This window comes from Streptomyces sp. XY431 (assembly GCF_001279805.1).
GTDB lineage: Bacteria > Actinomycetota > Actinomycetes > Streptomycetales > Streptomycetaceae > Kitasatospora > Kitasatospora purpeofusca.
Genome location: NZ_LGDO01000093.1, coordinates 1 through 16,645, shown reverse-complemented (window position 1 = coordinate 16,645; position 16,645 = coordinate 1). Strand labels below are relative to the sequence as shown.

At 72.6% G+C, this 16,645-nt stretch carries 15 protein-coding genes, 1 tRNA gene and 1 pseudogene; 15 read left to right on the top strand and 2 right to left on the bottom strand.

Annotated features, from left to right (window positions below):
- Positions 1–44 precede the first annotated feature (44 nt).
- Positions 45–680, bottom strand: coding sequence for a uracil phosphoribosyltransferase (upp, locus tag ADK60_RS12570; RefSeq protein WP_030392574.1), 636 nt, complete (start codon positions 678–680; stop codon positions 45–47).
- Between the two features lie 173 nt (positions 681–853).
- Between upp and ADK60_RS12565 the strand changes: the two genes are divergently transcribed.
- The 8 genes from ADK60_RS12565 (at position 854) to ADK60_RS12535 (ending at position 5,894) form a co-directional block, all read left to right on the top strand.
- Positions 854–1,090 carry a hypothetical protein gene (locus ADK60_RS12565; RefSeq protein WP_045938738.1) on the top strand — a complete coding sequence of 79 codons (237 nt, stop codon included), beginning with the start codon at positions 854–856 and terminating at the stop codon, positions 1,088–1,090.
- A gap of 289 nt (positions 1,091–1,379) precedes the next feature.
- A complete protein-coding gene (locus tag ADK60_RS12560; RefSeq protein ID WP_234325858.1) occupies positions 1,380–1,877 on the top strand; it encodes a tRNA adenosine deaminase-associated protein in 498 nt (165 codons plus the stop codon).
- Between the two features lie 57 nt (positions 1,878–1,934).
- Positions 1,935–2,444: a tRNA adenosine(34) deaminase TadA gene (gene tadA, locus ADK60_RS12555; protein WP_052708885.1), complete on the top strand. Its 510-nt coding sequence runs from the start codon at positions 1,935–1,937 to the stop codon at positions 2,442–2,444.
- A gap of 69 nt (positions 2,445–2,513) precedes the next feature.
- Positions 2,514–2,603: transfer RNA gene (locus ADK60_RS12550), tRNA-Ser, on the top strand.
- A 541-nt stretch (positions 2,604–3,144) separates the two neighbouring features.
- Positions 3,145–3,285, top strand: coding sequence for a hypothetical protein (locus tag ADK60_RS45670; RefSeq protein WP_199839657.1), 141 nt, complete (start codon positions 3,145–3,147; stop codon positions 3,283–3,285).
- Positions 3,286–3,345: 60 nt separating this feature from the next.
- Positions 3,346–3,639, top strand: coding sequence for a Dabb family protein (locus tag ADK60_RS12545; RefSeq protein WP_053645680.1), 294 nt, complete (start codon positions 3,346–3,348; stop codon positions 3,637–3,639).
- A 300-nt stretch (positions 3,640–3,939) separates the two neighbouring features.
- Complete coding sequence (locus ADK60_RS12540; RefSeq protein WP_078879759.1) at positions 3,940–4,809, top strand: RNA polymerase sigma factor SigF; 870 nt, start codon at positions 3,940–3,942, stop codon at positions 4,807–4,809.
- A gap of 176 nt (positions 4,810–4,985) precedes the next feature.
- Complete coding sequence (locus ADK60_RS12535; RefSeq protein ID WP_053645678.1) at positions 4,986–5,894, top strand: RNA polymerase sigma factor SigF; 909 nt, start codon at positions 4,986–4,988, stop codon at positions 5,892–5,894.
- A gap of 46 nt (positions 5,895–5,940) precedes the next feature.
- Here ADK60_RS12535 and ADK60_RS12530 read toward each other — a convergent pair whose 3' ends face one another.
- Positions 5,941–6,867, bottom strand: a complete 927-nt coding sequence (locus tag ADK60_RS12530) for a tyrosine-protein phosphatase (RefSeq protein WP_053645676.1) — start codon at positions 6,865–6,867, stop codon at positions 5,941–5,943.
- A gap of 412 nt (positions 6,868–7,279) precedes the next feature.
- On the opposite strand from ADK60_RS12530, the gene ADK60_RS12525 reads away from it, so the two are divergent.
- The 7 genes and pseudogenes from ADK60_RS12525 to ADK60_RS12495 all read left to right on the top strand — a co-directional run bounded on the left by ADK60_RS12525 (position 7,280) and on the right by ADK60_RS12495 (position 16,527).
- Complete coding sequence (locus tag ADK60_RS12525; RefSeq protein WP_234371053.1) at positions 7,280–9,658, top strand: type IV pilus biogenesis protein PilM; 2,379 nt, start codon at positions 7,280–7,282, stop codon at positions 9,656–9,658.
- A 104-nt stretch (positions 9,659–9,762) separates the two neighbouring features.
- The gene (gene pelF / locus ADK60_RS12520; protein WP_079008302.1) at positions 9,763–11,268 is read left to right on the top strand and encodes a GT4 family glycosyltransferase PelF; all 1,506 of its coding nucleotides are present in this window, start codon (positions 9,763–9,765) and stop codon (positions 11,266–11,268) included.
- A gap of 52 nt (positions 11,269–11,320) precedes the next feature.
- Entirely contained in the window at positions 11,321–12,835 is a 1,515-nt protein-coding gene (locus ADK60_RS12515; protein WP_053645674.1) for a hypothetical protein, read from the top strand.
- Between the two features lie 155 nt (positions 12,836–12,990).
- The gene (locus tag ADK60_RS12510) at positions 12,991–13,983 is read left to right on the top strand and encodes an SDR family NAD(P)-dependent oxidoreductase (RefSeq protein WP_045938777.1); all 993 of its coding nucleotides are present in this window, start codon (positions 12,991–12,993) and stop codon (positions 13,981–13,983) included.
- A 71-nt stretch (positions 13,984–14,054) separates the two neighbouring features.
- Positions 14,055–14,756, top strand: a pseudogene (locus tag ADK60_RS12505) (nucleotidyltransferase family protein); the annotation flags it as partial.
- Between the two features lie 164 nt (positions 14,757–14,920).
- Entirely contained in the window at positions 14,921–15,826 is a 906-nt protein-coding gene (locus tag ADK60_RS12500) for an NAD-dependent epimerase/dehydratase family protein (protein WP_053645672.1), read from the top strand.
- Positions 15,823–16,527, top strand: a complete 705-nt coding sequence (locus ADK60_RS12495; protein WP_053645670.1) for a spherulation-specific family 4 protein — start codon at positions 15,823–15,825, stop codon at positions 16,525–16,527. The genes ADK60_RS12500 and ADK60_RS12495 overlap by 4 nt, the downstream gene beginning before the upstream one ends.
- Positions 16,528–16,645: the final 118 nt, after the last annotated feature.

The following is a 16,645-nucleotide window of genomic DNA, read 5'->3' as shown; positions in this document are numbered from 1 at the left end:
GGCTCAGCACCGGGGGGCTCCTTCGCATCCGCGTCCGGACGGGTTCAGCCCGCCGTGCCGTACAGCCGGTCGCCGGCGTCGCCGAGGCCCGGGACGATGTAGCCGTTCTCGTTCAGCCGCTCGTCGACGGCCGCGGTGACCACGGTGACCGGCAGACCGGACAGCTCGCGCTCCATCACCGCGACGCCCTCCGGGGCGGCCAGCAGCACCACGGCGGTGACATCGGTGGCGCCGCGCTCGATCAGCATCCGGATCGCCGCGACCAGCGTGCCGCCGGTGGCCAGCATCGGGTCGAGCACGTACACCTGGCGGCCGGACAGGTCGTCCGGCATCCGGGTGGCGTAGGTGGAGGCCTCCAGGGTCTCCTCGTTGCGCACCATGCCCAGGAAGCCGACCTCGGCGGTCGGCAGCAGCCGGGTCATGCCGTCCAGCATGCCGAGGCCGGCCCGCAGGATCGGCACCACCAGCGGGCGCGGGTAGGACAGCCGGGTGCCGGTGGTGACGGCCACCGGGGTGGTGATCTCCACCTCCTCGGTGCGGACGTCCCGGGTGGCCTCGTACGCGAGGAGGGTCACCAGCTCGTCGGTCAGGCGACGGAAGGTCGGCGAGTCGGTGCGCTCGTCGCGCAGGGTGGAGAGCTTGTGGGCGACCAGGGGGTGGTCGACGACGTGGATCCGCATGCGTCGAGGTTAGCCCGCGCCCGGACGCCCGTACGACACGCCGTGCCAGGCCGCGCCGCGCGCCGTCCGGCCCGGTGCTCACTCTGCCGTGACGCGCGGTGACGCACCGCGAATGTCCGGACGGAACGGCCTCCTGTGGTATCAACCCGGCCGATCTGGGAAAGTCAGGTCCTATGACGAGCAACCCGAACCACGGGAACGGCTCGGCGGACGAGGCCTCGACCTCGTCGGGCGGCCTCTCGGGCCCGCCCCCGGACCGTCCGGAGACCGAGACGGAGCGCCGCAGGCGCCGCGCTGTCTTCCTGCGCGAACTCACCGAGGCCCGCGAACTGCGCGAGCGGGTCCAGCCCCGCCGCACCAAGGAACGCCGGATGCGCGAGGCGATGCGGATGCGAACCTTCCGGATCTGACGGGCTCTCCACGGGTTCTCCACAGTCCCGCTGCCGCCCGGTCGCCGTACACCGTCCGGCGGCCAACCCTTCCGACACGACCTGCAAAGACGCGCTGCAGAACACCCCCCGCAGAGCCTGGCTTTCTGTCACGATTCCGATGGGACGGTCCGAACAGCGGGCCGCCTCTGGCGCGGGGGCGGCCAGTTCCGCGTCGCCCGTGCGCGCCGACAGCCGAGACGAGATCTTGGGAGTGTCCCTGGTGGCGTACTTCGCTGCAGTGCTTGCTCGCTCCGAGGACGGGTGGGATGTGAGCGAGACGGAGCTCGACTCCGTCGAAACCCTCGCCGACCTGACCGATCTGGCCCGCGGGGCGGCCCAGGACGACGACAGCGTCCTGGTCTTCATCGAACAGGAGGACGCCTGGTTCGCCATCCTCCGGGTGGACGGCGAGGAGGACCCGCGCATCTTCGTGTCGGACGGCGCCGCCGCCGCCCGCAGCTCCTACGGCTCGGTACTCACCGACGAACTGGTGGACCAGGCCGGGGAGAGCGAGTTCGGCGACCTCGACAACCTGGTCGCCGAGCTGGAGGAGGAGGCCGAGGCCGAGGAGCAGGACGACGAGGAGGGCGAGGGCCACAACGGGGTCCCGGTAGGCCCGCTCGGCGACGCCCACCTGCTGACCGAGTTCGGACTCGCCGCGGACGCCCTGCTCTCCCTCAGCGGCGAGGGCGCGGTGCCCGGCGACGCCCTGGAGGAGATCGCCGAGGCGCTCGGCTGCGGCGAGGTCCTGGAGGCCGTCCGGTAACGCCCCGTGGCCACCGCCCGGACGGCGGGGCTCCCGCCGTACCCGACACTGGATGCCATGCAGTCCGCCCACCCGATCCCACCGCTGCCCGCTCCCGTCCGCCCCGATCCGGTCCGCGACCGCTGGGCGGCGCCGATGCGCCTCGCCATCGCCGAGGCCGCCCTGGCGCCGGCCACCGGGGACGTCCCGGTCGGGGCGCTCGTCCTCGGCCCGGACGGCGAGATCATCGGCCGGGGCCACAACGAGCGGGAGGCCGTCGGCGACCCGACCGGCCACGCCGAGGTGGTCGCGGTCCGCGCGGCCGCGCGCAGGGTCGGCGAATGGCGGCTGAGCGGCTGCACCCTCGTCGTCACCCTGGAGCCCTGCACCATGTGCGCGGGCGCGATCGTGCTCTCCCGGATCGACCGCGTGGTCTACGGCGCCCTCGACGAGAAGGCCGGCGCGGCCGGCTCGCTCTTCGACGTGATGCGCGACCGGCGGCTCAACCACCGCCCCGAGGTGATCCCGGGCGTCCTCGCCGACGAATGCGGCGAGCAGCTCCGCGCCTTCTTCGACACCCAGCGCTGACCCGCACCCCGCGGCCGCCCCCGGATACGGATTTCGTTCCCGCGCCACCCGTCCGGTAGAGTTCCCCTCGGTAGCGTGTCCGAGCGGCCAAAGGAGCACGCCTCGAAAGCGTGTGTGGGGGCAACTTCACCGTGGGTTCGAATCCCACCGCTACCGCCAGCCAGACCGAGAGCCCGTCCGGAGATCCGGACGGGCTCTCGGCGTTCCCGGGCACGCACCCTGGCACGCACCCGGACCTGGAGCGGGCCCGGACCCCGACCCGAGCACGGGCACGGATCCGGGCACGAAAAAAGGCTCCGTACCCGTCGGCCGATGACCACCAACGCCTGTCGAGTACGGAGCCTGGAAGGGGGAGCGGCTCGGGGGGACTGACCGCTCCCCCGGCGGAGTCCCACAACCGGGAGCCGCGTCGGGGGGAAGTCGCGGCGCCCGGTCCCACAGCGGGGGCTCCGGATCCATGTACCGGTGATTCCTGCCAGATCCTCGGTACATCAACCATCCTGCCGTCCGCGCCGGGCCCCGGCACCCGGAGAAAGGCCCCTGTCGCGGGGACCTTCGTCCCGCCGGGTGAACGCGTCGCACACTTGATAGACCGTCCGGGTGGATAAGCTGCCCGTTGCACGGGCCGCTCGGGGACCGAACGGCGGCGGCCCACAGCAGGGAGGAAGGTCACCGGATGGCGCAGGCGAAGAAGATCGGAATGGTCCTCCTGCTCATCTTCGTGCTCTACACGATCATCACCTCGCCGGCCCGCGCGGCCGAGCTGGTGCAGTTGGGCTTCGAAGGCATCTCCAACGCCGCCAAGGCGATCGGCACGTTCATGACCGGCCTGGTGAAGTAGTCCGGGACCCACCGGCTACGGTGGGCCCGACATCCGACCCCGTCCGCGAGGAGCGGCACCGTGATCCGCCATCTGGTCCTGTTCAAGCTCAACGAAGGCGTCAGCAAGGACGACGAGCGCGCGCTCGCCGGCGCCAAGGCCTTCGCCGAGCTCGGCCCGGTCGTCCCCGAGCTGCGCGAGTGGGAGTGCGGCTGGAACACCACCGACCGCGACATCGCCCACGACTACGCCATCAACAGCCTGGTCGAGGACCGCGAGGCCCTCCAGGCGTACCTCACCCACCCGGCCCACCAGGCCGCGGCCGCCCAGTGGCGCGAGTTCGCCACCTGGGTGATCGCCGACATCGAGGTCTGACCCCGGCGGGCCCTCCTCCGGACGCCCCGGCCCCGGCCGGCGCGTCCCCCGGACGGCCGCGGCGCCCCGCCCGACACCCGGGCGGGGCGCCTTGCTCTGTCCCGGAACGATCCCCGGGCCGCCCCTCCGACGGGACCGCCGGTCACCCGGCGCCGCACCAACACACCTCCACGCGGTACTTGCCCGACATGCGCCCGCCTTGTGATGCTATGACCGGTTTTGCCGGACATGGTGAGGTGATGAACGAGACAGGGCACCCGGTCCGCAGGTCCCACCGTTGTCAACATTGGGAGGGGTGACGTGTCCGTGCGGACACCAGGGAGCGCACCGGACGACGAGGTGCTCGCCACCGTGATCAGCCCGGCCGGAGAGCTCCGCCCGGACGGCCTGCGCGGCCCCGGCGGACGTCCCACCGTCGACGTCCGGACCCTCACCCGGGTGCTCTTCGAGCGGCTGGCCGAGCTGCCCCCGGACGCCCCCGAGCGGGAACGGGTCCGGGCCGCGCTGATCGAGGTCAACATCCCGCTGGTCCGGTACGCCGCCACCCGCTTCCGCAGCCGCAGCGAGCCGATGGAGGACGTCGTCCAGGTCGGCACCATCGGGCTGATCAACGCCATCGACCGCTTCGACCCCGGCCGCGGCGTGCAGTTCCCGACCTACGCGCTGCCGACCATCCTCGGCGAGATCAAGCGCTACTTCCGCGACAACGTCCGCACCATGCACGTCCCGCGCCGGCTCCAGGAGCTGTGGGTGCAGGTCAGCGGGGCGATGGAGGAGCTGACCGTGGTCCACGGCCGGACTCCCAAGGTGCCGGAGATCGCCGCCAGCCTGCGCATCCCCGAGGAGGACGTCCGGGCCTGCCTGGACGCCGGGCGGGCCTACAACGCGGCCTCCCTGGAGGCCGCCCAGGAGCACGAGGGCGGCCTGGCGCTGCTCGACCGGCTCGGCTACGAGGACTCCGCGCTCGCCGAGGTCGAGCACCGGGACATGGTCCGCCACCTGCTGGTCCAGCTGCCCGAGCGGGAGCGACGGATCGTCATGCTGCGCTTCTTCGCCAATCTGACGCAGTCGCAGATCAGCACCGAGCTGGGGATGTCCCAGATGCACGTGTCCCGGCTGCTGTCCCGGATCCTGACCAGGCTCAGGACCGGCAACTCCTGGGACGACTGACCGGCCCGCCGCGTCACGGCCCGACAACGGGGCGTCACCACCGCGTGACATCTTGCGACGTTCGGGTTTGCCGGGGATCGTGAGCCGGTATGGAGGGGGGAAGAGGGCCGGCCGGGAGCACGGGAACGTTCCCCCGGCGGCACCCGTTGGACCGTCAGTCACGAGGGGGTGGGTGCATGTCCGGAGAGCTGGGCACTGCGGAGATCCACGCTGAAGCGGCCTCCGCCGCGCAGATCCCGCTCCAGCGGGCCGGGACCGCGCCGGACTCCGGGGCAGCGCCGGACGTCGGACCGGCGCCGGACACCGGAGCCGCGTCGGGATCCGGGCTCGACACCCGGACGCTCTCCCGCTCGCTGTTCCTGCGGCTGGGCGCCCTCGCGCCGGGCAGCACCGAGCACACCTACGTCCGTGACACCCTCATCGAGCTCAACCTGCCGCTGGTCCGCTACGCCTCGGCGCGGTTCCGCAGCCGCAACGAGCCGATGGAGGACATCGTCCAGGTCGGCACGATCGGCCTGATCAAGGCGATCGACCGCTTCGACCCGGAGCGCGGGGTCGAGTTCCCGACCTTCGCGATGCCGACGGTGGTCGGCGAGATCAAGCGCTTCTTCCGCGACACCAGCTGGTCGGTGCGGGTGCCCCGGCGGCTCCAGGAGCTGCGGCTGGCGCTCACCAAGGCCGGCGACGAGCTCGCCCAGCGGCTCGACCGCTCCCCGACCGTCGCCGAGCTGGCCGCCTGCCTCGGCGTCAGCGAGGAGGACGTGGTGGAGGGCCTGGCGGTCGGGAACGCCTACACGGCGAGCTCGCTGGACTCCAGCCCGAGCGACGAGGACGGCGAGGGCCCGCTGGCCGACCGGCTCGGCTACGAGGACCTCGCGCTGGAGGGCGTGGAGTACCGGGAGTCGCTCAAGCCGCTGCTGGCCAAGCTGCCGCCGCGCGAGCGCCGGATCATCATGCTGCGGTTCTTCGGCAATCTGACGCAGTCCCAGATCGGCGAGGAGATCGGCATCTCCCAGATGCACGTCTCCCGGCTGCTCACCAAGACCCTCACCCAGCTGCGCGAGGGCCTGACCACCGAGGGCTGAACCGGGCCGACGGGGCGGGCGGTGGGCCGAGCGGTGGCCGGGCGGCTCAGGCCTCCGGCGACCCGGCGCCCAGGGGCGGCTCCGCGACCGCCCGCGGGGCCGTCGCGCCCACCGGGGCCGCGAGCTCCGACCGGTCCCCGGACTCCAGCAGATTGGCCCGCAGGCCCGCCAGCACGCCCCCGTCCAGCCCGAGGCCGTCCGCCCAGAACGCGTCGAAGTCCGGCCAGCCGGCCCCGACCTCCTCGAAGGCCGCCTCCAGGTAGTGCCGCTCGGCCCGGAAGACCGGAAGCAGCAGCTCCGGCTCGCTCATCAGACCGCGGACCCGCAGGCTCTCCAGGACGCTCCCGACCACGGCGGCAGAACGCTCGTTGGTGAGCAGATAATCCGTGACCACCGTTTCCCGGTCCACCCTCAGAGCGGTCAGCAGTACCGCCGCCGTCCACCCCGTCCGGTCCTTTCCGGCCGAGCAGTGGAACAGCAGCGGCGAGGCGCCCGGTTCGGCCAGGAGCCTCAGCACCCGGGCGAATTGTTCGCGGGCAATGGAATCGGTGACGAACCACCGGTAGAGGCCGGTCATCATCGCCCCGGCGCGACCGTTCCCGAGCAGGGCGCGCTGTCCGGCCGGATCCCGTTCGGCCAGCGCCGAGCGCAGTGTCGCGTGGATGTCGAAGTCCGCCGCGAACACCGGTACATGATGCAGGGTCATGCCGTCGGCCGTCCGGTCCGCACCGGCCTCGCGGACCTCGTCCCGGCTGCGCAGGTCGACGATCCGGCGCAGGCCCAGCCCGGCCAGTCGCCCGAGGTCCTCGTCGGTGAGGCGGTTGAGGCCGTCGCTGCGCAGCGCGACGCCGGCCCTGAGCACCAGCCCCTCGGCCGTGCGGTAGCCGCCGAGGTCGCGGGCGTTGACGGCGCCGAACAGGCCCAGGCTGCGGGCGGCCGGGAAATCGGCGGCCCCGGTCGGCTGATCGGTCACGCTGCGCCCCCCATTGGATATTCGGACGGTGACATGGCACAACCGTGAGCGATATTGCATGAACCTGCCCATCAAAACGACAGGATGTGCAAGAGTGTCACGGGCAACGCGGCCAGTGTAGGGTCCGGTTCATCCGTCGACTCACACGATGGGTGAGCAGCGGTAACGCTAGGTTCCGGGCTTTAATTTTTAATTGATTATTTGCGTAGCCGGTGCGGTTTCGGCCACAATCAGCGCGCTCATGGCCCGACCATGAACGTTGGTAACAGATTCGCTGCACTCCTGCCCATTCAGTCCCGCCAGGAACGCAAGTTCCACCAGGATGGGCGCCGGGCAGCCTGCTGCCCTCGAACAGCTACAGGGCAGGTGAACGCGAGCAGCGGAGCGCCCTGCCCAGGGGAGGAAAGACAACATGGGTCGAGCGACCCGAAGAGTTGCCGCCTGCGCGGCAGCCGTTCTGCTGGCCGGTGGCCTGCAGTCGTCCCTCGCGCACGCCGCCACCACTACGCCCCGGATCGACCTCACCGTTCTCGTGATCAGCGACGGCGGTCCGGCCACGGCCGCGATCGCGGCCGAGCTCAAGAGCCAGGGCACCCCGTACAAGCTCGTCGACCTCAACGACGCCGGGCGCCCGGTGATCGACACGGCCTTCCTGAGCGACACGCTGAACGGCCAGCCGCGCGGCAAGTACCAGGGCATCGTCCTGCCCAACGACAACCCGTTCACGGCCGGCTCCGCCGAGATGGCCGCGATCGCCGCGTACGAGGCGGCGTTCGGTGTCCGCCAGGTCGACGCCTACACCTACGCCCGTCCCGACGTCGGCCTGAACTGGGCGGTCGACCCCGGCTACATGGGGACCCTGGACGGCTTCCAGGGCCAGGTCACCACCTCGGGCCTGGGCGGATCGTTCGGGTACCTCAAGGGCACCATACCCTTCGAGGACAACGACCCGGCCATCTCGGAGAGCTACGGCTACCTGGCCACCCCGAGGACCGACCTGCCCGCCGGCTCCAGCTTCACCCCGCTGGTCGAGGTGCCGATCCCCGGCAGCACCGCCAAGGGCTCGCTGGTCGGCGAGTACGCCCACGACGGCCGCAAGGAACTGGTCGTCACCTTCGTCTACAACCAGTACCAGCAGCAGTACCGCCTGCTGGCCCGCGGCATCGTCGACTGGATCACCCAGGGCGTCCACCTCGGCTACGACCGCAACTACTTCGCGGCCCACGTCGACGACGTCTTCCTGGCCGACGACCGCTGGGACACCGTGCTGAAGTGCACCCCCGGTGACGTCACCTGCCCGCCCGGCACCCCGGAGACCGCCAACCCGATCCGGATGACGGTCGCCGACGCGCAGTTCGCCAAGCAGTGGCAGCTCGACCACAACTTCACCATGGACATGGTGTTCAACGGCGGCGGCAGCGAGGACTGGAAGGCCGACCACGAGACGACCGCCGACCCGGTGGTCGACCGGATGATCGCCGACCAGAGCAGCTACCGGTGGGTCAACCACACCTACACCCACCCGTACCTGGGCTGCCTCCAGGACGTCTCGGTGGTCCCGTGGAAGTGCACCAAGAACGCCGCGGGCAGCACCGTCTGGGTCGACCAGGCCACCATCACCTCCCAGATCAAGAACAACCTCGACTGGGCGGCCGCCCGGGGCCTGACCCTGGACCGGACCGAGCTCGTCACCGGTGAGCACTCCGGTCTGCTGACCGCGCCGCAGGAGACCAGCGACAACCCGTACCTGGCCCCGTCGCTGGCCGCCAACGGGGTCAAGTGGACCGCCAGCGACGCCTCCCGCGAGCCCGCGCAGCGGGCCGTCGGCGCGGCGCTGACCGTCCCGCGCTACCCGATGAACGTCTTCTACAACGCCGCCACGGCGAAGGAGGAGACCGACGAGTACAACTGGATCTACACCAGCGCGGCCAACGGTGGCAGCGGCGTCTGCGAGAGCAACGCCAACTCCACCTGCCTGCCGGCCCCGCTCGACGTGAACACCGGCTACCAGTCGTACATCGTGCCGCTGGAGGCCCGGATCGACCTCGGCCACGTGCTGAACAACGACCCGCGGCCGCACTTCATCCACCAGTCGAACCTGTCCGAGGACCGGATCGTCTACCCGGTGCTGGAGAAGGTCCTCTCGACCTACCGCTCGCTGCACGCCGACAACACCCCGGTCGTGAACCTGGCGCAGAAGGACCTCGGTCTGGAGTTCCAGCGCCGCGCGGCCTGGAGCAACGCCGTCTCCGCCGGCCAGGTCACCGCCTACCGCGTCGGCAACGCGGTCCGGGTCAGCGCCCCGTCCGGCGTCCAGGTCCAGGCCACCATGCCGACCGGCACGGTCCAGCAGCTCGCCATCGGCACCGCCGCGTTCGGCACCGCCTACGCGGGCTCGCTGTCCGGCTGGGTCAAGCCCGGCCAGCTGCAGAGCGCGGTCCAGCTGCAGCTGCCGGCCGCGCCGGCCGCCCCGGCGGCCGTCAGCCCGTCGGTCGCGGCCAAGTCCGTCGCGGCCCCGGCGCCGGCCGACACCAAGGTCGTCCCGCAGGGCACCGCGGACGCCGTCCCGGCCGGTCCGGGCGACACCGACCGCACCGACGCGCCGACCCTCGTCCCCGGCAGTGGGGCCCCGGTGGCGGGCAAGAACGCCGCTGCTGGTACCACTGCTGGTAAGGCGACCGGTACCACCGGGAAGGCCGCCGGCAAGGGCGACACCGCACAGCACGGCAAGGCCTCCGGGGGGAAGGCCGAACCCGTCAAGAAGACCGCCGGCACGTCCGGCACCCGCTAGACAGGTGAACCCGGTGGCGGGTCGGCTCCCCCGGCCCGCCACCGGCACCACCCACCGGCCGACTCGGCCGGGAGCTTGAGGCAAGAACAGGAGGGGGGACAGAGATGCGCGTCACCCTGCTCACCGAGGGGACGTACCCGCACCAGCACGGCGGCGTGAGTGTCTGGTGCGACCAACTCGTACAGGGCATGCCGGACGTCGAGTTCGACATCATCGCCGTCACCGGTACCGGACACGAAGCACTGGCCTGGGAGCTGCCCGCCAACGTGCGGTCGGTCACCACGGCTCCGCTGTGGGGCCCGGCCTCGGAGGCCAAGGCGCCGCGCGGCAAGGAGATGCGCCGCTTCCTGAACGCCTACGAGCGCTTCCTGCACTCCGTCCTGGACCCGGTCTACACCACCCACTTCGGTACCGAGCTGTACGGCTTCGCCGACCTCGCCCGACGCGGGCTGCTCAGCCCGGCGCTGCGCAGCGAGCGCGCCCTGCGCACCCTGCAGCACGTGTGGACCCGCGACTACCTCTCCACCGCGGTCTCCCGGCCCACCATGCACGACGCGCTGAACGCCACCGACCTGCTGGAGCACGCCCTGCGGCCGCTCTCGGTCGAGCCGCCGCGCGACGGCGTGGCGCACGCCGCCAGCGGCGGCCTCGCCACCCTGCCGGGCCTGATCGCCTCGCAGCAGTACGGCGTACCGTTTCTGCTGACCGAGCACGGCATCTACCTGCGCGAGCGCTACCTCGGCTACCGCACCGGCCCGTACCGCTGGCCGGTCAAGGCGCTGCTGCTCGGCTTCTACCGGATGCTCGCCGAGGAGAGCTACCGACGGGCCGCGCTGGTCACCCCCGGCAACCGGTACAACCGGCGCTGGGAGGAGCGCGGCGGCACGCCCTCCACGCACATCCGCACCGTGTACAACGGCGTCGACCCGGCGGCCTTCCCGCCCGCCGGGCCCGAGCCGGAGACCCCGACGCTCAGCTGGGCCGGCCGGGTCGACCCGATCAAGGACCTCGAGACGCTGATACGCGCGTTCGCGATCGTGCGGCGCGAGATACCCGACGCCCGGCTGCGGCTGTTCGGTGGCACGCCCAAGGGCGGCGAGGCCTACCGCGAGAAGTGCGAGGCGCTGGCCGCCGAGCTCGGCACAGGGGACTCGGTGGTCTTCGAGGGCCGGGTCGCGGACATCACCGACGCGTACGCGGCCGGGAACGTGGTGATGCTCTCCTCGATCAGCGAGGGCTTCCCGTTCACCCTGATCGAAGCGATGTCCTGCGGCCGCGCCACCGTCTCGACCGATGTCGGCGGTGTGCGCGAGGCGGTCGGCGACACCGGCCTGGTCGTCCCCCCGCGCGAGCCCGAGCCGATGGCGGCGGCCGCGATCGAGCTGCTGCGCGACGCGGAGCGCCGGGCCCGGCTCGGCGAGCAGGCCCGGCTGCGGGTGATCGACCAGTTCACGCTCCGCCAGAACATCGACGGCTTCCGCGGCATCTACACCGAACTGCTGGGCACCGCCCGCTGGCTCCCCGAGGGCGTGGTCGCCGTCACCGACGGCCCGCCGGACCCGGACTGGGAGCAGGCGGCCGAGCAGGAGCGCAGCGAGGTGACCGCATGAGCGGGCGAAGCACGACCGTCGTCGGCGGGCGCGGGTACCGCGAGGTGACCGCATGAGCGGGCCCCTGCGACTGGTCCCCGACGAGGCGGTCGACGAGACCGTCCAGCTGCGGGTACTGCCGCTGAAGCGACGCCGCCCGACCCTGCCGGCCCAGCGCCCGCCGGTGCCGGAGCAGCTCGACCTCTCCGCCGACCCGCTGGACGAGCTCGCCGACCGGCTGCGCGAGATCTGCGCGGACGCGGTCCACCCCTACGAGATCGCGGCCATCCTGGAGTCCGACGGCCTCTCCGACGAGCAGGCGGCCCTGCTGTACGGCCGCCCCGACTCCTTCACCGTCGCCGAGGAACTGTTCGAACGGGTCGAGCGCCGCTACCCCGGGCCGAGTGCCGAGTTCGCCAACCCCTGGCGGGCCGACCCCTGGCGGTGCGTCGTGCGCGGCCTGGTGTTCGCCCTGCCCGGCCTCGGCTACCTGCTCGGTGCCAACCTCTTCGCCGCCGACCGGATGCGCTTCGGACTGCCCTCGGGCATGCTCGCGCTGTCCGTCGCGACCCTGGTCAGCTGGTCCTGGAACCAGGCCCTGGCCCACCGCTCCTACACCTGGCTGGGCCGGGGGCGGCGGCGGTCGGCCGCGGCCTGTCTGGCGATCGGGGCACCGCTCGGCGCGCTGACCGCGGCCGTCGCCGGCTACGTGGTCGGCGGGCCGCTGGGCGCGCTGTGCTTCGCCGCCGGACAGTCCGGCTACCTCGCGGCGGCCACCGTGCTGCTGGTGCTCGGCCGGGAGAAGTTCCTGCTGGTGGCACTGGCGCCGTCGGCCGTCGGAGCGGGGGTCGTGCTCGCCGTCGATGTCCCGCAGGTCGTCCGCACCTCGGTGCTGCTGGCCTCGCTCGGCCTCGCGGTCTGGCTCGCCGCCCGGGAACTGCTGCGCTGCCGACGCGGCGAGGCCGATCCGGCCCCGCTGCGACTGCCGCTGTCCAAGGAGGTCCCGCACCTGCTGTTCGGCCTCGCGGTCGGCACCCTGACCCTGATCGCCGGACTCGGCGTCACCGTGCACCAGGCGGTGCGCACCGGCAGCGCCGAAGGCGTCTCGACCAGCCCGACGGGGCCGGCCATGATCGCCCTGACCCTGAGCCTCGGACTCGCCGAGTGGCTGCTCTTCCGCTACCGGGCGATGGCCGTGGCCGCGCTGCGCACCAGTCACACCCCGGTCGAGTTCGGCCGCCGCACCGGCGGCGTACTGCTCGGCTGCCTCTTCATCTACCTCACCACCGTGGCCGCCCTCGACGCCGCCGCCACCGTGCTCTGGCCCGGCGCCCCGGCGCTGGGCGTCCCGGAGCTCGGCGCGCTGCTGCTGCTGGGCGGCTCGCTCTGGCTGGCGCTGCTGCTGAACGCCTTCGGGCTCAGCTGGAGCACCGCCCTCATCTGTCTGGCAGCCGCGGGCGCCGAGTGCGCCGGACTGCTGACCGGTGCGGACCCGACCGTCCTGCAGCTGATCGGCTGCGGGGCCGCGGCGGCCGTCCTCACCGCCATCGCCGGGCCCGTGCTCGGCCGCACCACCAAGCACCGCTGATGCGGCGCCCGCTGAACCGGCACCGCTGAACAGCTGAACAGCGCACCACGGAACCAGCACCGACCGAACCACCTCCGGCCGGGTCACCACACCGTCACCGCACCCGGCCGGTCCGTGCAGTACACGTCCCCGAAAGACACAGGAAGCGAATCACCATGAGCAGCGTCGCCGTCACCGGAGCCGAGGGCTTCATCGGCTCCCACCTCGTCGAAGCCCTGGTCGCCGACGGGCACCATGTCCGCGCGATGGTCCAGTACAACTCGTTCTCGTCCTTCGGCTGGCTGGAGACCCTCTCCAAGGAGGTGCTGGACTCCGTCGAGATCGTCCTCGGCGACGTCCGCGACCCCGGCTCCGTGAACGGCCTGGTGAAGGGCACCGAGGCGGTCTACCACCTGGCCGCCCTGATCGCGATCCCGTACTCCTACCAGGCCCCGCACTCGTACATCGAGACCAACGTCACCGGCACCCTGAACGTCCTGGAGGCCGTCCGCCACCTGGACATCCCCCGCCTGGTGCACACCTCGACCAGCGAGACCTACGGCACCGCGCAGACCGTGCCGATCTCCGAGGACCACCCGATCAACACCCAGTCCCCGTACGCCGCCTCCAAGGCCGGCGGGGACCGGCTGGCCGACAGCTACCACGCCAGCTTCGAGACCCCGGTCGTCACCCTGCGCCCGTTCAACACCTTCGGCCCGCGCCAGTCGATGCGCGCCGTCATCCCGACCGTGATCGCCCAGCTCGCGGCCGGCGAGACCGAGATCACCCTCGGCGACCTGCGCCCGACCCGTGACTTCATGTTCGTCAAGGACACCGCGCTGGCCTTCCGCACCGTCGGCACCGCGCCCGCCGAGGCCGTCGTCGGCCGCACCTTCAACGCCGGCACCGGCGGCGAGATCTCGGTCGGCGACCTGGTCACCCTGGTCGGCAAGCTGATGGGCGTCGACGTCACGGTCAAGGAGGACGAGCAGCGCATCCGTCCGACCAACTCCGAGGTGATGCGCCTGGTCGCCGACGCCACCCGGCTGCGCACCGCCACCGGCTGGACCCCGCAGTACTCCCTGGAGGAGGGCCTGGAGCAGACCATCGAGTTCTTCCGCGACCCGTCGAACCTGGCCCGCTACAAGACCGACATCTACAACGTCTGACCCGGTCCCGCCTTCCGGCCACTCCGGCACCGAAGGCCCCTTGTCGCACCGACTTCCGTGGGGGAACCACCATGCACGCAGTGATCCTGGCCGGCGGTAAGGGCGTTCGACTCCGCCCGTACACCACCGCGCTTCCCAAGCCGCTCGTCCCGATCGGCGACCAGCACGCGATCCTGGAGATCGTGATGCGCCAGCTCGCCGCCGCGGGCTTCAAGACCGTCACCCTGGCCATCGGCCACCTCGGCCACATCATCCGCGCCTACGTCGGCAACGGCTCCCAGTGGGGGCTGCGGGTCGGCTACGCGGTCGAGGACAGCCCGCTCGGCACCCTCGGTCCGCTGCTCACCATGCAGGACCGGCTGCCGGACAACTTCCTGGTGATGAACGGCGACGTCCTCACCGACCTGGACTTCGCCGGGGTGCTCAAGCACCACGAGTCGTCCGGGGCCCCGCTCACCATCGCCACCTACGCCCGCCAGGTGAAGATCGACTTCGGCGTGCTGACCGCCGAGGACGGTGCCATCACCGGTTTCCAGGAGAAGCCGAGCATCGACTACCGGGTCTCGATGGGCGTGTACGGCGTCTCCCGCGCCGCGCTCGCCAAGTACACCCCGGGTCTGCCGCTGGGCTTCGACGAACTGGTGCTGGACCTGCTGGCCGCCAAGACCCCGCCGTCCGCCTACGAGTTCGACGGCTACTGGCTCGACATCGGCCGCCCGGACGACTACGACCGGGCCAACGCCGAGTTCTCGCTCAACCGCTCGCTGCTGCTCCCGGACGGGCCGGCCACCGCCGGCCCCGCTGCGGGAGAGGGCCTGTACGCGGTGCCGAACGGCCAGGACCGGCCGGTCCCCGCCGCCCGCAGCGCCGTCGACGCCGCCGACGGGCAGCCGGCCGCGACGGTACCGACCGGCCCCGAGAACGACGGACGGGCCGCGTGAGGATCCTGCTGCTCGGCGCCGACGGCTTCCTCGGCCGCCACGCCGCCACCGCCCTGCGGTCCCTGCCGGGTGCCACCGTGCTGACCGCCGGGCGGCGGCCCGACCACGACCTGCGGCTCGACCTGGCCACCGCCCAGGCCGGCCCGCTCGGCGAGGAACTGGCCGCGCACGCCCCGGACGCGGTGGTCAACTTCGCGGGCGCGGTGGCCGGCAGCGCCGTCAAGCTCGCCGAGGTCAACGCCCGCGGCCCGGCCGTGCTCTGCGAGGCGCTCGAACAGGGCGCCCCGAAGGCCCGGCTGGTGCACATCGGCTCGGCCGGCGAGTACGGCGTCTGCGCCCCCGGCAGCTCGCTCGCCGAGGACGCCGACGCCCGACCGGTCGGCGTCTACGGCGCCACCAAGCTGGCCGGCTCCCTCGCGGTGGCCGGCTCGCCGCTGGACGCCGTGGTGCTCCGGGTGTTCAACCCGGTCGGCCCCGGTGCCCCGGCCGGTTCGCTGCCCGGCCGGCTCGCCGCCGAGCTGCGCCGGGCCGCGCCGGAGGGCACCGACGGGGTGGTGCGGGTCGGGGACCTCTCGGCCCACCGAGACTTCGTCGACGCCCGGGACATCGCCCGCGCGGTCGCCCTCGCGGTGGCCGCCGAGGGTCCGCTGCCGCGGCTGCTCAACCTGGCCTCCGGGCAGGCCCGGCCGGTCCGGGCGATCGCCGACGGCCTGGTCGCGGCAGCCGGCTTCACCGGCCGGATCGACGAGAGCGGCGCCGGCTCCGAGCGCTCCGCCGCCGTCTCCTGGCAGCAGGCCGACGTGTCGGCCGCCGCCGGGGCACTCGGCTGGCACCCGGAGACCGGGCTCGACGAGACCCTGCGCGACCTCTGGCTCTCCACCGAACCGCTGGCCACCGCATGACGGGCGGGAGCCACCACGACGGCCGCCTGCTGGTGCCGCTGTACGTCCACCCCGCGGTGGACCCGGCGGCCTGGCAGGCGGTCGCCGCCGCCGACCCGAAGCGGATCGCCGCCGTCGTGCTCAACCTCGCCGACGGGCCGGGCGACCCCGACCACGTGTTCACCGAGGCCGCGGAGGAACTCCGCAAGGCCGGTCTGCCGCTGCTCGGCTACGCCGACACCGACTACGGCCGGCGGCCGCACGCCGCCGTGGTGAGCGACATCCTGACCTACCGTCAGCGCCACGGCATCACCGGTGTCTACCTCGACCAGGTGTCGGCCGCGCCCGGCGCGCTGCCGCACTACCGGCGCCTCGCCACCGCGGCCCGCGCCGCCGGCTGCGCCACCGTGGTGTTCGGCCACGGGGACCACCCGGACCCCGGGTACGCCGAGGTCGGCCTGGCCGACCTGCTGGTCACCTTCGAGGGCGACTGGACGGCGTACCAGGAACTGGCCCTGCCGCTGTGGACCGGCCGGCACGCCGCCGCCCGGTTCTGCCACCTGGTCTACGACGTGCCCGCCGAACTCTCCGGGGAGGCCGCCGCGCTGATCGCCGCCCGCCGGGCCGGCGTCGGCTGCGCCGTGCCGGGCACCGGGGACAACCCCTGGCGCACCCTGCCGCACGAGCTGACCGTCGGTCGGCCCGTCACCGAACCCACCTGACCCCACTCGGAGTTCGAGCACCGTGACCCGCCGCACCCGGCCCCTGGCCCCCGCCCTCGCCCTCGCCACCCCCGTCGCCCTGCTGCCGACCTCGTGCAGCAGTTCGGGTTCGGAGGCC

Excerpts from the sequence above, each read along its gene's own strand:
- upp (WP_030392574.1), bottom strand. The coding sequence starts at position 680 with ATGCGGATCCACGTCGTCGACCACCCCCTGGTCGCCCACAAGCTCTCC.
- ADK60_RS12510 (WP_045938777.1), top strand. The coding sequence starts at position 12,991 with ATGAGCAGCGTCGCCGTCACCGGAGCCGAGGGCTTCATCGGCTCCCAC.
- ADK60_RS12515 (WP_053645674.1), top strand. The coding sequence starts at position 11,321 with ATGAGCGGGCCCCTGCGACTGGTCCCCGACGAGGCGGTCGACGAGACC.
- ADK60_RS12535 (WP_053645678.1), top strand. The coding sequence starts at position 4,986 with ATGTCCGGAGAGCTGGGCACTGCGGAGATCCACGCTGAAGCGGCCTCC.
- ADK60_RS12495 (WP_053645670.1), top strand. The coding sequence starts at position 15,823 with ATGACGGGCGGGAGCCACCACGACGGCCGCCTGCTGGTGCCGCTGTAC.
- ADK60_RS45670 (WP_199839657.1), top strand. The coding sequence starts at position 3,145 with ATGGTCCTCCTGCTCATCTTCGTGCTCTACACGATCATCACCTCGCCG.
- pelF (WP_079008302.1), top strand. The coding sequence starts at position 9,763 with ATGCGCGTCACCCTGCTCACCGAGGGGACGTACCCGCACCAGCACGGC.
- tadA (WP_052708885.1), top strand. The coding sequence starts at position 1,935 with ATGCAGTCCGCCCACCCGATCCCACCGCTGCCCGCTCCCGTCCGCCCC.
- ADK60_RS12565 (WP_045938738.1), top strand. The coding sequence starts at position 854 with ATGACGAGCAACCCGAACCACGGGAACGGCTCGGCGGACGAGGCCTCG.
- ADK60_RS12525 (WP_234371053.1), top strand. The coding sequence starts at position 7,280 with ATGGGTCGAGCGACCCGAAGAGTTGCCGCCTGCGCGGCAGCCGTTCTG.